The sequence below is a fragment of the Rickettsia asembonensis genome, assembly GCF_000828125.2.
Classification (GTDB): domain Bacteria; phylum Pseudomonadota; class Alphaproteobacteria; order Rickettsiales; family Rickettsiaceae; genus Rickettsia; species Rickettsia asembonensis.
Map to the genome: position 1 here is coordinate 19,212 of NZ_JWSW01000010.1, position 13,832 is coordinate 33,043.

Genomic DNA, 13,832 nt, shown 5'->3' on the forward strand with positions numbered 1-13,832 from the left:
ACTTTGTGAAAAACCGGCGAGTGGTGCGGTCGAGAAGACTTGAACTTCCAATCTTTTTATAGAACAGCACCCTCAATGCTGCGCGTCTACCAATTTCGCCACGACCGCTTAAGTTTTACTCTATAGCAGATTATGAGTAAAATATCAATAGAGTTGTTTCTATGTCATTTTCGCTTTTCTATATCATTCCCGCGGAGGCGGGAATCCAGAAAAAAGTATGAATACAGCAAATTTTTAAAATTAAAAGCTCGATTTATCCCGCTTTATGCTGGATTCCTGCTTTCGCAGGAATGACATATAATACCTCTTCACGATGACAATCCTACGACAAACTCACTACAAAACTAGGCATAATCGATTGTTTAATAGCAGCTTTCGTTAAACTATCTAGTTTTTCATCACTATTATCAAAATTACTATGATATTCTCTAGAATTTCCGGTTAACACTAGGCCAGAATCTATACCAAGGCGATTTGCTGCAAGTATATCGGTGTAAAAAGTGTCACCAATCATTAACATACGATTCTTAGGGGTATTATGACATTCTTTTAAAATCTTGCTATATATGTCTTCATATGGTTTACCGCTATAAATTACTTTTTCGCCAAGCTGCTTTATTTTCTCGGCATAATAGCCGCTACAATATCTATAAATACCGTGTTGATTTATTCCAAGGTCAGGATTAGCACAAATATTGACCATTTTACGTTGTACAACAATTTTAAATAACTCATCGAATTCGTTTAAATTTAAATTTTCGTTTTCGTCTCTGTAAATAGTCATTAAGAAAATATTAGCTTTGTTAATATCATCAGTGATAGGACATTGAATTCCGTTTATTATATCATTTTCTAAATGTCCTAAGTGATATATTATCGGCTTTTCAATACCGAATCGTTCTTTACTTTCTAAAATCATTTCTACTGCTATTTCACCTGAGCTAGTAATCATTTCAGGTAACACGTTTACTCCCCAAGATTTAATTGTTTGATGCAGCGAAAAAATATTTCGTGGAGCATTAGTAACAAAATATACTTTTTTCCGTTTAATAATTTTATTAATATTTTCTACGACGCCCGGATAAGTATGTCCTCCTTCGATTATTACACCCCAAAGATCAAATAAAAACACGTCATAATCATCAATTACGTCGAAAATATTTTTTAACTTTAATGTATTCATTGTTATCTCACTAATTTGGTATTGCAAAATAAAGCTTGCTGTCATCCCGTGGCTTGACCACGGTATCTAGTTTAAAAATATTAATATTATTAGTATTTTTTATTGTTTTTATGGACTCCGTGGTCAAGCCACGGGGTGACACAGTGAATTTTAGACGATGTCAGTCTTTATTTTGTTATCTCGCTAATTTTAAATCAAGAAACTTTACTATTCTAATAAGTTACGTTATAGTTATTTTTATTGTTTCTAGCAACAAATAAATATTGTGTCGGATTATGTCGGAAATTGAAGAAAAATTTAATGAATCATCATATGGTGCTGATTCTATAAAGGTTTTAAAAGGTCTTGAAGCCGTAAGAAAAAGACCGGGAATGTATATCGGGGACGTTGGAGACGGGTCGGGTCTACATCATATGATTTATGAAGTAGTCGACAACGCTATCGACGAGTCGCTTGCCGGTTATTGTGATCTAGTAAAAGTAACATTAAATAAAAACGGTTCGGTAATCGTATCTGATAACGGGCGAGGTATACCCGTTGAAATTCATGAAGAAGAAGGAATATCGGCAGCTGAAGTTATTATGACGCAGCTTCATGCCGGCGGTAAGTTTGATCAGAATTCTTATAAGGTTTCAGGTGGCCTACATGGTGTAGGCGTATCGGTTGTGAATGCTCTTTCAGAGTGGCTTGAATTACGTATTTGGCGTAATAATAAAGAATATTTGATTAGATTTAATAATGGTATAACAGAAGCTCCGCTTGCGGTTGTCAAAGAAAATATTGATAAAAAAGGTACGGAAGTTACTTTTTTTCCGTCTGTAGAAACATTTACTAATATAGAATTTGATTTCGGCACTATAGAGCATCGTCTTCGTGAGCTTGCTTTTTTAAATTCAGGTGTAAAGATTTTACTCGTCGATAATCGCTTTGAAGAAGTTAAAGAAGTAGAGTTTTATTATACAGGCGGTATAGAAGCTTATGTAAAATATATAGACAGAGCGAAGCATGCTATCCATCCCTGTATAGTAGTTAATACGGAGAATGCTGAGTCCGGTATAAGTCTTGAGCTTGCGATGCACTGGAACGATTCTTATCACGAAAATATTTTATGCTTTACTAATAATATTAGGCAGCGTGACGGCGGAACTCATCTTAGTGCTTTCAAATCAGCGATAACACGTGTTATTACCTCTTACCTTGATACTACGGGTCTTAATAAAAAATCTAAAAATGACTTTAGCGGTGAGGATACTAGAGAAGGCTTATGTTGTGTACTTTCCGTTAAAGTTCCTGATCCTAAATTTTCCTCTCAAACAAAAGATAAGCTAGTAAGCTCCGAAGTACGACCGGTTGTTGAAAATGCCGTTTATACAAAGGTTCTTGAGTGGTTTGAAGAGCATCCGGCGGAATCAAAGGCAATTATAGCTAAGATTATGGAAGCAGCTAATGCTCGTGAAGCTGCTAGAAAAGCGAGGGAGCTAACTCGAAGAAAATCAGCCTTAGAAGTCTCGAACTTACCTGGTAAGCTTGCCGATTGCCATGCAAAAGATCCGGCAATTTCAGAATTGTTTATTGTTGAGGGAGACTCTGCGGGTGGTACTGCAAAGCAGGGTAGGGATAGTAAAATTCAGGCTATATTGCCTCTGCGTGGTAAAATTTTGAACGTTGAGCGAGCAAGGTTTGACAAAATGCTCGGTTCGGATCAAATCGGTACGTTAATTACAGCTCTTGGAATTAGTGTTGAGCGAGAATTTTCTTTAGAAAAGCTTAGATACCATAAAGTTATTATTATGACCGATGCTGATGTTGACGGATCGCATATTAGAACGTTATTGCTTACATTTTTCTATCGTCATATGCCTGAGTTAATAAATAAAGGCTATCTATATATAGCCCAGCCACCGCTTTATAAGGTAAAGAAAGGAGCAGCCGAGCTTTATTTAAAGAATGAGCAAGCTTTGCAAGATTATTTGATAAAATCAACTATCAATGATGCAACCTTAACTCTAGACGGTAAAGAGCAGTTAGTAGGTGATAATTTAGAAGAGCTAATTAATAAAGTAGTTAAGTTTAACGGCTTGCTTGATCATGCTAGCAAAAAATTTAATCGCTCAATTACTGAAATTCTTGCAATTAATGACTTGCTTAATAACAAAATATTTGAAGCTGAAAGTGATTTAAGACTTGAAAAAGCTTTAGATGTTTTAAATAGCCTAGAAGAATCGTCTGATAAAACTAATTGGGAAATTTTAAAACATGAAAATAAAATAGAGTTTTTCCGTTTTAGCAGAGGCTTAAAAGAAAGTAAAATATTGTTGAAAGAGCAGTTGGAATCATTTGAGTTTGTACAAATATTAAAGCTTGCTTTAACAATTTTTGATATATTCAGTAAGCAATTAAAGCTTATAGTGAAAAGTCAGGAATTCGGTATTTTAACACCAAGCCGGTTATTAAATACCATTATAGAATGTGGGAAAAAAGGAATAAACATCCAGCGTTTTAAGGGTCTTGGTGAGATGAATTCCGACCAATTATGGGAAACTACTCTTGACCCTGCAAAAAGAACTTTGCTTCAGGTAAGAGTTGCGGAGGTCGATGAAGCGGAGGGCATTTTCTCTACTTTAATGGGTGATGTTGTTGAACCTCGTAGATTATTTATCCAAGCTAATGCTTTAAATGTCGTGAATTTGGACGTGTAGTATAATTGGTGTCATCCTGTGGCTTGACCACGGGATCCAGTACTTAAAAAGTCTAAATATGGTAAATTTTTAAAATTAAAAGCTCGATTTATCTCGTTTTATGCTGGATCCCGTGGACAAGCCACGGGATGACATGGGATTAGAGTTCATCCATGCAGGAATGACATAACAAAAATTTATGCAAAAATTAATTATTCACGGCGGTAAACCTCTTAAAGGTAGTATTAATATTAGCGGTGCTAAAAATGCCGTGTTACCTATTATGGCGGCGTCTATTCTTACCGATAAACTACATATTACTAATGTCCCCAAATTAACTGATGTTAGTACTATGAAAGATTTGCTCCGAAGCCACGGGGCAGAGATTGAAATAATAGAACATCAAGATGAATTTGAACTTATAATTAATGCCGGAAATATAAATAACTTTACCGCAAATTATGAAATAGTTCGTAAAATGAGAGCATCGATTTGGGTGCTTGGTCCTTTGCTTACCAAATACGGTAAAGCAAAAGTATCGCTTCCTGGTGGTTGTGCTATTGGAGCAAGGCAAGTAGATTTGCATATTGCCGTATTAAAAGCTATGGGGGCTACGATTGAAATAGAAGACGGTTATATTAATGCTTCAAGTAAAGGACGCTTAAAAGGTACTCATTTTGTTTTTGATAAAGTTTCTGTAGGTGCTACAATTAATGCAATACTTGCAGCTGTTTTAGCAGAGGGGGAAACCATACTTTTTAATTGCAGTCTGGAGCCGGAAATAGTTGATTTATGTAATTGCCTTATCAAAATGGGAGCCGATATTGCAGGTGTCGGCACTAGCGAAATAACAATTAAAGGTAAGGCTTCTTTAAATAAAGCGAGCTATAAAATACTTTCTGATCGTATTGAAGCCGGTACTTATATGTTTGCGGCAGCTATTACTAAAGGTGATGTAAAAATTTGTGGGATTGATTACCATATTATAGAAAATATAGCTTTAAAACTTATTGAAACGGGTATAAAAGTTGTGCCGATCGATAACGGTGTCCAAGTAACTTATGAAGGGAAGTTAAATTCAGTTGATTTAGAAACTAATCCCTATCCCGGCTTTGCTACTGATTTACAAGCACAATTTATGAGCCTTATGACGCTTAGTAGCGGTGTTTCAATGATCACCGAGAATATTTTTGAAAATCGTTTCATGCATGTCCCTGAATTATGTAGAATGGGAGCAGATATAGTAGTACGAGGTAATAAGGCGGTCGTTCGAGGTGTAGAAATGTTAAAAGGAGCAGAAGTTATGGCAAGTGATCTTAGAGCTTCAGTATCGTTAATACTCGCCGGTCTTAGTACTAATAGCAAAACCGTATTACACCGAATATATCACTTGGATCGTGGCTTTCAAGATTTAGAAAAAAAATTAAGTAATTGCGGTGCGGATATAAAAAGAGTATAATAAGTCAATTGGTGTTATGAGGTTCTACCTCTGTCATCCCGCGAGCTTGTAGCGGGATCCAGCTTAAAATACTAATTAATTAGTATTTTAAATTATTTTTCTGGATCCCGTGGTCAAGCCACGGTATGACACTGAAAAATTTTAACGGAGAAAATTATGGCAAGAATTACGGCAGAAGATTGTAATAAAATTATACCGGATAGGTTTCGGCTTGTTGTACTAGCAACAAGATATGCTAAATTATTAAATTATAAAGTAGAAACTAATCAAATCAAAAAAGAAAAGCGCGATAAACCTCCTGTTATCTCATTACGTAGAATTGCTGCCGGAAAAGTATCGGTAGAACAGTTAGAACAAGACATAATAAACAGTCTGCGTACAAAAACTATGATAGAGCCAATTGTTAATCAGGATGAATCAGAAGATATAGAAGAAAAATTTGAGTATTTACCCGAGGTTTGTATAACTGAAGATCACTCTGATTTGGACGATCAAATCTTTTTTGATGACGCTAGTGATGATTTTGAAGATAAGTAAATGATTATAGGGATTGGCACTGATATAGTACAAATTCCTAGAATCGAAAAAATATTACATTTATATCCGGAACTTTTTGCTAAAAAAATTCTAACTTCAAAGGAGTTAGCACAGTTTAGTTTATTGGACAAAACAGGTCATGCTGTATTTTTAGCAAAGCGTTTTTCTGCTAAAGAAGCTGTAAGTAAAGCCTTTGGAGTCGGTATAGGTCAAGGTATAAATTTAAAAGATATTACTATACTAAATGATAATTTGGGCAAGCCTATAGTAGAAGTTAGCTCAAACTATACAAAAAAACTCCCACCTTTTAATATTCACCTTTCTCTTTCTGATGATTATCCTATATGCGTAGCGTTTGTTGTAGTCGAGGGCGGTTTATAACGTCATTCTTGGTGAGAGATGTTTACGTGACCTATATGTCATTTCCGCATGGTATTGTTGTGTGGACCTGTTTATTCGTCATTGCGAGGAAAAACTGCAAGTTTTGACGAAGCAATCCAGTAAAAATGCTAATTTATAGCATTTTTTTAATTATTTTCTGGATTGCCACGCTCCTTTCAGTCGCTCGCAATGACGATTTAGGTGTCCATGCAACAAGACCTCGCAGGGATGACATTAAAAGTGAATGATATTAAATAAATTACGATCCGGCTTTGCTGTCTGCTTTAGGTAACATAATTTTTAAATCGGCTTTAGCTTCTAAATCAGAAATATATTTCTTTAGCACTTCTGCAGCTAATATATTATCAATAGTTACTTTTGCTTCTTCTTTTGTTGGAATAGGCACAGGTTTTTTCTCAAGTACTTTGATAATATGCCAACCGAAATCGGTTTTTACAGGAGTTGAAACTTCATTTACTTTTAAAGCAAAAGCTTTCTTCTCAAATTCCGGTACTAACTGTCCAGGTTGATTTAATAGAATATAACCTATAACTCCGCCGTTTGAAGCTGAAGCTTTATCAAGAGATGATTCTTCTGCAAGCTTAGTGAAATTTCCGCCTTTGCTTAATTTGGTCTTTATATCGTTAGCTTCTTTTTGGGATTTAACTAAAATATGAGCAACTTTTATTTGCTTTTTACCTTTAAGATTACCGACATATTTATTATATTCGTCATCAAACATCTTATCTGTAATATTAGATTTTATATAATTTGCCAGTAATTCTTGTTGAGCTAATTGATTTTTTGCATTTTCAAGTTTTTCTTGGAATTCTTTAGAAGAAGTAATATTTGACTTAGCAACTTCTTCTTTTAACAAAAGATTATTAACATAAATTTTTATTAATTTTTCCTGATCTTGCGGTGGAAAATCATCAAAATTTTTGATTGTTTCACCTGATTGAAGATTAAGCTGAGGCTTAAATTCTTTCATAATTTGCGATTCTTTTACTTCGCCGCCTTTATAGGTAGCAACTACTTTGTCTTTATTGGCAAAAGCAATACCGGAAAGCATGCTAACTGATAAAAATATAACAGATAATTTTTTCATTTATGACTCATAATTGTGTTAAACATAAGCTTAAATTTTATAAAAATAATATATAACCGTCAACAGCTATTTGAGAATATAATAATAATTTACAAATATTTGTAGTAAAAAAATGCCTTTCAATAAAAAATTATTCATTTAAATAAAATTATAACATTTGATAATTTTATAAAATATACCTATATTTAAGTACTAAAAATATCATAAGGACTTTAATGCTTTCTATTTTAAAAAAATTTTTCGGTACTGCAAATGATCGTACTATAAAAAAACTATTTTCTGAAATTACAAAAATTAACTCGCTTGAGCCTGCTATACAAAAATTATCAGATGAGGAGTTAAAAAATAAAACTGTAGAGTTTAAAGAAAAGCTTAAAAACGGAGCTACTTTAGACGATATAGTATATGAGGCGTTTGCGGTAGTTAGGGAAGCGGCTAGAAGAGTTTGTGGTATGCGTCATTTTGACGTTCAGCTTATAGGTGGTCTTATATTACACCGAGGCATGATTACCGAAATGCGTACCGGTGAGGGTAAGACCTTAGTTGCAACGCTTCCTGCTTATTTAAATGCTTTAACCGGAAAAGGTGTACATGTTGTAACCGTGAATGATTATTTGGCAAGCCGTGATTCTGCTTCCATGGGTAAAATTTACAATTTTTTAGGTTTATCGGTTGGATGTATTGTTGCTGGTATGCCTGATGAAGCAAAACGAGACGCCTATAATGCCGATATTACTCATGCAACAAATAACGAACTCGGTTTCGACTATTTAAGGGATAATATGAAGTATAGCTTGCAGGAGCGAGTACTTCGTCCTTTTAATTTTGCTATTATCGATGAGGTTGATTCGATTTTGATAGATGAAGCAAGAACTCCGCTAGTTATCTCAGGTCCGGTTAATGATAATTCAGAATTATACGATAAAATTGATAAAATTGTACGCCTGCTTAATACAAGTGATTTTGAAAAAGACGAAAAATTAAAAACTATCAATTTAACGGAAACCGGTATTACACATATAGAATCACTTTTAAGTAAAGAACATCTTATAAAGCCTGATTCCGGTTTATATGATTTTGAGAATCTAACTTTAGTACATTATGTTAATCAAGCCTTAAGAGCTCATAATATGTTTACTATTGATGTAGATTATTTGGTGCGTGAAGGTAAAGTAATGATTATCGATGAATTTACCGGTCGTGTAATGGAGGGGCGTAGATATTCGGAAGGGTTACATCAAGCATTAGAAGCAAAAGAAAATGTAAAAATTCAAAATGAAAACCAAACTCTTGCATCAATTACTTTCCAAAACTATTTCCGTAATTATCCTAAATTATCAGGTATGACCGGTACGGCTATGACCGAAGCACCTGAATTAAAAGACATATATAATCTCGATGTGGTTGCAGTTCCAACCCATAATAAAGTTACAAGGCTTGACCTTGATGATGAGATTTACGGTAGTAAAAAAGAAAAATATGATGCTATCTTAAAGCTAATTAAGGATTGTTACGATCGTGGTCAGCCTATACTTGTCGGTACGATAAGCATAGAAAAGTCAGAAGAGCTTTCAAGCGTTTTAAATAAAGAAAAAATCCCTCACAAAGTATTAAATGCTAAGTTTCATGAGCAGGAAGCTTTTATTATTGCTCAAGCAGGTAGGTTTAAGGCAGTAACGATTGCAACCAATATGGCAGGGCGAGGTACTGATATTATGCTTGGCGGTAATCCTGAAATGTTAATAGAACATCTGGATAAAGAACATAATTATGAAGTTAAAATAGCTGAAATAAAAGCTCAAATTGCCGAAGAAAAAAAGCAGGTTATTGAAGCGGGCGGCTTATTTGTGATAGGTACGGAAAGGCATGAAAGCCGTAGGATAGATAACCAGCTAAGAGGAAGATCGGGTAGACAAGGTGATCCAGGAAAAACTAAGTTTTTCCTATCGCTTGATGATGATTTAATGCGTATTTTTGCATCAGATCGTATATCAGGAGTTCTTAAAACACTTGGATTGAAAGACGGAGAGGCTATCCACCATCCGATGATTAGTCGTTCACTTGAGAAAGCTCAGCAAAAAGTGGAAGGACATAACTACGAGATGCGTAAAAATTTATTACGTTTTGATGATGTCATGAATGACCAACGTAAGATAATATACGAGCAACGTACTGAAATTATTAAATCTAAAGATAGTCACGGTTTCTTAAATAGTACTACTGAGGAACTCGCTAAAAAGATAGTATTAACTTTTATGCCGGTAGGCTCTTATAGAGAAGATTGGGATATAGAAAATTTAAGCGTAGAATTACATCGTGTCTTTTCTATGAAATTTGATCATAATTTAGTAAGTAAAAATGATGTAACGGAAGAAGAAATCACGAAAATCGTTATACAAACGGCTCATGATATATATAAGTCAAAAGAAGAAGCTTATAGTAGCGAGTTAATGTATAATGCCGTGAAGTATATTTTACTAACTACTCTCGATCAAGTTTGGAAAGATCATTTATATAGCTTAGATCATTTAAGACAAGGCATATCGCTTAGAGCTTATGCTCAAAAAGACCCTCTTAGCGAGTATAAAAGAGAAGCATTTAATTTATTCGAGCAGATGCTCAATAATTTAAAAGAATTATTTATTCAAACAGTATATCACTTCCATATCGACTTAAAACATATTCAAAAAGAAGATGTTTCGCTTGAGCATAAAAAACTTCAGAAAAATATGCGAGAAAGTCGGGAGGATCCGGCATTTAGTAAATATAATGCAGGAAGTAGCCTTGAGACTAACCTTAAACCAGTCGTATCACGTATTGACCCAAAAGATAGAAACCCTGATGATCCTACTAGCTGGGGGAGGGTATCTCGTAATGAGCTATGCCCGTGCGGTTCAGGCAAGAAATATAAATATTGTCACGGTGCAAATGAATAGATGAAAACCTATAATACCCTACGATTTTTACTCTATGTCATTCCCGACTTTAGCGGTATTGTTGCATGGATCAGTTTATGTCATTCCCGCGTAGACCGATAAAACCCACTGTGTCACCCCGTGGCTTGCTAACTAGGTCCATAAAAACAATAAAAAATACTAATAATTTTAGTATTTTAACTGGATCCCGTGGTCAAGCCACGGGATGACAGAGGTGAAGTTGGTCCACGCAACAACGCCTTCCCGCGTAGGCGGGAATCTAGTAAAACATATAAAAAACTTGTTTTTTATATGTTTATTTTATCAAATATGTAACTTCTATATCAATATTGAAGTTATTTTTCTGGATTCCCGCTTTCGCGGGAATGACATAAGAGTATTATAATGAAAACCACTTTACTGAACGTTCTCTAAAAATCCAAGCTAGGCTTAATTTTACAGTGCAGCAAATCTTAGATATTGCCCAAGATAAAATCGCTATGATTATCTTGTATGGTTCGTTTGCTAGAGGTGATTGGGTACGTGATTTACCTAACGGTTACTATAGTGATACCGATATTTTGATAATTCTGAAAAAAGGTAAATATAAAGGATATACTGCTTTAAGATTAAAAGATAATATATATAAAAGATTTAAAAAAACCGGAGTAATAAAAGATCAGATTATCCCATATGATTCGCGAATATCGATAATTCTAGAGTCAATAGATGAAGTAAACAGGCAATTAGAAATAGGGTGTTATTTTTACACAGATATTAAAAAAGAAGGCATCCTTTTATACGATAGCAAGGAATTTACCTTAAGCGAAGCTAAAGATTTACCTTGGAGCGAGATGAAAGAAATTGCTAAAGATTATTACGAAGAATGGTTTAAACATGCTAACGAATGTCTTATTGATGTTCATAATATTTTACTAAGAGATAATTTAAATAAATGTGCTTTTGAGTTACATCAAGCTATGGAAAGTCTTTATAGCACTATTTTATTAGTTTTTTCTAATTATAAACCGAAGTCACATGATATAGAAGAATTAGGTAGTATGGCAGGAAATTACGATAATGAATTATGGACGGTATTTCCTCAGTTAAATGAAGAACAAAAAAATGTTTTGAGTTGCTTCAAAAGGCATATGTTGATGCGAGATATGATGAAAACTATAAAATTACTAAAGAACAGCTTTTATACTTAATTGAGAGAGTAGAAAAACTTAATGAAATCACCGAAAGAATTTGCTTGAAGCGAATTGGTTGATGCTTATCAAATTGTGTTGACAAAAGGCATGCAAAATTTCATAATACTAAGTATATGCAGAAACAATATTATTTTGAATTTAATCGTGAGAAAAATGCTGTCTTAATACAAGAAAGAGGGGTAAGTTTTGAGCAGGTAATTACTTTAATAGAGCAAGAAGATTATGTATTAAATATACAAAATCATCCTAATCAAGATAAATATCCAAATCAAAAAATATATATAGTTGAAATAGATGGATACTGTTATTTAGTACCGTGTGTTATAAAGGAAGATAAAGTCTTTTTAAAAACAATTATTCCAAGTAGAAAAGCTACTAAAGAATATATAAAAGCTAAAGGTAAAAAACTATGAAGAAATATAAATTAACAGAGGAAGAGCAAGAAATATTAGATTATTTTGAAAAAGGTGAACTTGTAAAACTACCTGAAGAAGAGCTAAAAAAGCAAAAAGAGATAGCTAAAATTGCAGCTGCTAATTTTTTTAAAAAATCTGAAAGAATTAATATTAGATTGCCGTTACATGATTTGAATCATATAAAAAGAGTGGCAGCACAAGAAGGAATACCTTATCAAACTCTTATTGCTAGCGTTCTACACAAATACGCATCCGGGTATTTAAAGTTAGATAAATTTATTTAACGAGTAATTTCTTTATGTAGAATATGATAAAGGAACTATTAAAGTGTAATTTAACTCTGTTATCAAAAGATATCAAGTCTTATGTAAATCGATATGATTTTGAAAATGTTTTAAAAGAAGCTATCTCTCTTGATAGAGCAGATGTAATAAAAGGTTTAAATAAATTACGGGCAGTATCTACTACTGAATTATTTTCAGCATCTTCAAATAATGCAATAAAAGTTGTAACTGGCTAGTTAAAGCAAAAAAAGCAAACGTTAATATGTGTTGTGATGTTTTTAAGGACACTCCTTTAAATACAGCTGCACATTATGAAGTGGCAGAATATCTAATAGCAAAAGGAGCTGCAGTAAACGGTTACGAGGGAGCTTTGCTAGGACCGCCTTTATATGAAGCTGTAAGCGGTAAGTACTTGAATGTAGCAAAACTATTACTTGAGAAAGGAGCTGCGGTTGATCAAAGAAAATCCGGAGAAACACCTTTACATGCGGTTGCTAAAAACGTTCGATATACTTCTAAAAATATTACGGATGATGAAATATATAAACTGTTATTATCATATGGTGCCGATATTAATGCAAAAGTAGAATTTAGAGGAGTAGGGTTTAGTATATATGACGGAAAAACAGTATCAGAAATAGCAGAATTTAAAGTAGCGTTAGCCGGTGAAAGTGAATAATAACGGAAGAATAATCATTTTCTGAGATATTACTAAACGGTAGTTATTGACAAGTTTAGGAAAAAGTTTTATATTCTTCACAAGTTTAAGAAAAAGTTAATAGTGTATGTCTAAAGCTAAAGCAAAAACCGCTTCCAAAAATAATCCGACTTCTAGGGAACAGGCTAAAGAATATTTTCATAACGGTCAGAAAATCAAACCGGTAAAGCTTATTGCTGCTCAAAATTCCTTTCTAGCTGCTGAATATGAATCTTCCGGGGATTTAGTCGTAGGAAGTAACGGTCAGCCATTGCCTTGGGGATTAGTTAAAAGCTTATCTTAATTACTTACAAACAATATATCTTCTACACAATCGGGGGCATAGCTCAGGGGTAGAGCATCTGCTTTGCACGCAGAGGGTCAAGGGTTCGATTCCCTTTGCCTCCACCAGTTCCTACAAGGGTTTCAGAGCTTTTTGAAATTTAGCAAAAACTTTGAATGCTCCTTTTATGTTCCAAAATGTCTAATTTTTGTATTAAATCTCTTTTAAATTCCGAATTTTAAATATCATCAAAAAAACTAACTTTGTATATTCCTTAAATTCTTCTCAGCTTATTTATTCATACTTTTAGTTAAATTTCTATTGCATTCTTAAAACTCCTTATTATTATTCTGTCTATAAGCTCATTTTTAACAAAATATTAAAATTTATAGAATTTAATAAGGAATAGATTATGAAAGAATTAATAAAGTATCTAAGAGATAGGGGATTGGTTGAGGAAGCACTTTTGTTGAGTAAAGGAAGCCATGTTCTTAATCTTTCATACAATAAAATGGATAAGCTAAAAATAAAAGAGGTAATGGAATTTTTAAAAACTAACACTATTATTACTACTCTTAATCTTTTCATGAATAAAATAGATAATATAGAAGCAGTAGAGATAGCTGAAGTTTTAAAAAAAATAATACTATTACGTATCTTGATTTAGGGAGTGTTGA

The 13,832-nt window shown here is 33.6% G+C and carries 18 protein-coding genes and 2 tRNA genes; 16 read left to right on the forward strand and 4 right to left on the reverse strand.

What is annotated here, in order from left to right; genetic code table 11:
• Positions 1 to 21: 21 nt before the first annotated feature.
• Positions 22 to 108: transfer RNA gene (locus SB78_RS02075), tRNA-Leu, on the reverse strand.
• A 24-nt stretch (positions 109 to 132) separates the two neighbouring features.
• Here SB78_RS02075 and SB78_RS09615 point away from each other — a divergent pair.
• Complete coding sequence (locus tag SB78_RS09615) at positions 133 to 294, forward strand: hypothetical protein (RefSeq protein ID WP_158510085.1); 162 nt, start codon at positions 133 to 135, stop codon at positions 292 to 294.
• A gap of 28 nt (positions 295 to 322) precedes the next feature.
• Here SB78_RS09615 and SB78_RS02080 read toward each other — a convergent pair whose 3' ends face one another.
• The gene (locus SB78_RS02080) at positions 323 to 1,183 is read right to left on the reverse strand and encodes a TIGR01459 family HAD-type hydrolase (RefSeq protein ID WP_041078236.1); all 861 of its coding nucleotides are present in this window, start codon (positions 1,181 to 1,183) and stop codon (positions 323 to 325) included.
• A 10-nt stretch (positions 1,184 to 1,193) separates the two neighbouring features.
• Positions 1,194 to 1,325: a palindromic element RPE4 domain-containing protein gene (locus SB78_RS09950; RefSeq protein WP_199402703.1), complete on the reverse strand. Its 132-nt coding sequence runs from the start codon at positions 1,323 to 1,325 to the stop codon at positions 1,194 to 1,196.
• A 133-nt stretch (positions 1,326 to 1,458) separates the two neighbouring features.
• Here SB78_RS09950 and gyrB point away from each other — a divergent pair, with 133 nt between their 5' ends.
• From gyrB to acpS, 4 genes are all read left to right on the forward strand, one after another.
• The gene (gyrB, locus tag SB78_RS02085) at positions 1,459 to 3,882 is read left to right on the forward strand and encodes a DNA topoisomerase (ATP-hydrolyzing) subunit B (RefSeq protein ID WP_041078212.1); all 2,424 of its coding nucleotides are present in this window, start codon (positions 1,459 to 1,461) and stop codon (positions 3,880 to 3,882) included.
• A gap of 178 nt (positions 3,883 to 4,060) precedes the next feature.
• Entirely contained in the window at positions 4,061 to 5,320 is a 1,260-nt protein-coding gene (murA, locus tag SB78_RS02090; protein ID WP_041078214.1) for a UDP-N-acetylglucosamine 1-carboxyvinyltransferase, read from the forward strand.
• Between the two features lie 156 nt (positions 5,321 to 5,476).
• Positions 5,477 to 5,857 (forward strand): DNA-directed RNA polymerase subunit omega, encoded by a 381-nt coding sequence (gene rpoZ, locus SB78_RS02095; RefSeq protein ID WP_041078217.1) that lies wholly within the window; start codon positions 5,477 to 5,479, stop codon positions 5,855 to 5,857.
• Positions 5,858 to 6,238 carry a holo-ACP synthase gene (acpS, locus tag SB78_RS02100; protein ID WP_041078219.1) on the forward strand — a complete coding sequence of 127 codons (381 nt, stop codon included), beginning with the start codon at positions 5,858 to 5,860 and terminating at the stop codon, positions 6,236 to 6,238. It begins immediately after the preceding gene.
• Positions 6,239 to 6,497: 259 nt separating this feature from the next.
• Here acpS and SB78_RS02105 read toward each other — a convergent pair whose 3' ends face one another.
• On the reverse strand, positions 6,498 to 7,346 hold the full coding sequence (locus SB78_RS02105) for a foldase protein PrsA (protein ID WP_041078221.1): 849 nt from the start codon (positions 7,344 to 7,346) through the stop codon (positions 6,498 to 6,500).
• Between the two features lie 215 nt (positions 7,347 to 7,561).
• Here SB78_RS02105 and secA point away from each other — a divergent pair, with 215 nt between their 5' ends.
• The 11 genes from secA (at position 7,562) to SB78_RS02150 (ending at position 13,822) form a co-directional block, all read left to right on the forward strand.
• Positions 7,562 to 10,282, forward strand: a complete 2,721-nt coding sequence (gene secA / locus SB78_RS02110; RefSeq protein ID WP_041078223.1) for a preprotein translocase subunit SecA — start codon at positions 7,562 to 7,564, stop codon at positions 10,280 to 10,282.
• A gap of 77 nt (positions 10,283 to 10,359) precedes the next feature.
• Complete coding sequence (locus tag SB78_RS11445) at positions 10,360 to 10,491, forward strand: hypothetical protein (protein ID WP_277813941.1); 132 nt, start codon at positions 10,360 to 10,362, stop codon at positions 10,489 to 10,491.
• Positions 10,488 to 10,667, forward strand: a complete 180-nt coding sequence (locus SB78_RS09960; protein ID WP_199402705.1) for a hypothetical protein — start codon at positions 10,488 to 10,490, stop codon at positions 10,665 to 10,667. Before SB78_RS11445 ends, SB78_RS09960 begins: the two co-directional genes overlap by 4 nt.
• Before the next feature lie 55 nt (positions 10,668 to 10,722).
• A complete protein-coding gene (locus SB78_RS10650; RefSeq protein WP_277813942.1) occupies positions 10,723 to 11,472 on the forward strand; it encodes a nucleotidyltransferase domain-containing protein in 750 nt (249 codons plus the stop codon).
• A gap of 116 nt (positions 11,473 to 11,588) precedes the next feature.
• Positions 11,589 to 11,888, forward strand: coding sequence for a BrnT family toxin (locus tag SB78_RS02120; protein WP_041078225.1), 300 nt, complete (start codon positions 11,589 to 11,591; stop codon positions 11,886 to 11,888).
• Positions 11,885 to 12,175 (forward strand): CopG family antitoxin, encoded by a 291-nt coding sequence (locus tag SB78_RS02125; RefSeq protein WP_041078227.1) that lies wholly within the window; start codon positions 11,885 to 11,887, stop codon positions 12,173 to 12,175. Before SB78_RS02120 ends, SB78_RS02125 begins: the two co-directional genes overlap by 4 nt.
• A 23-nt stretch (positions 12,176 to 12,198) precedes the next feature.
• Positions 12,199 to 12,411, forward strand: a complete 213-nt coding sequence (locus SB78_RS02130) for a hypothetical protein (RefSeq protein WP_041078229.1) — start codon at positions 12,199 to 12,201, stop codon at positions 12,409 to 12,411.
• A 26-nt stretch (positions 12,412 to 12,437) separates the two neighbouring features.
• Entirely contained in the window at positions 12,438 to 12,854 is a 417-nt protein-coding gene (locus tag SB78_RS08750) for an ankyrin repeat domain-containing protein (protein ID WP_096334735.1), read from the forward strand.
• Between the two features lie 106 nt (positions 12,855 to 12,960).
• The gene (locus SB78_RS02140; protein ID WP_014412567.1) at positions 12,961 to 13,176 is read left to right on the forward strand and encodes a hypothetical protein; all 216 of its coding nucleotides are present in this window, start codon (positions 12,961 to 12,963) and stop codon (positions 13,174 to 13,176) included.
• Positions 13,177 to 13,208: 32 nt separating this feature from the next.
• Positions 13,209 to 13,283 (forward strand) — tRNA-Ala (locus SB78_RS02145).
• A gap of 284 nt (positions 13,284 to 13,567) precedes the next feature.
• Complete coding sequence (locus SB78_RS02150; RefSeq protein ID WP_041078232.1) at positions 13,568 to 13,822, forward strand: hypothetical protein; 255 nt, start codon at positions 13,568 to 13,570, stop codon at positions 13,820 to 13,822.
• Positions 13,823 to 13,832: the final 10 nt, after the last annotated feature.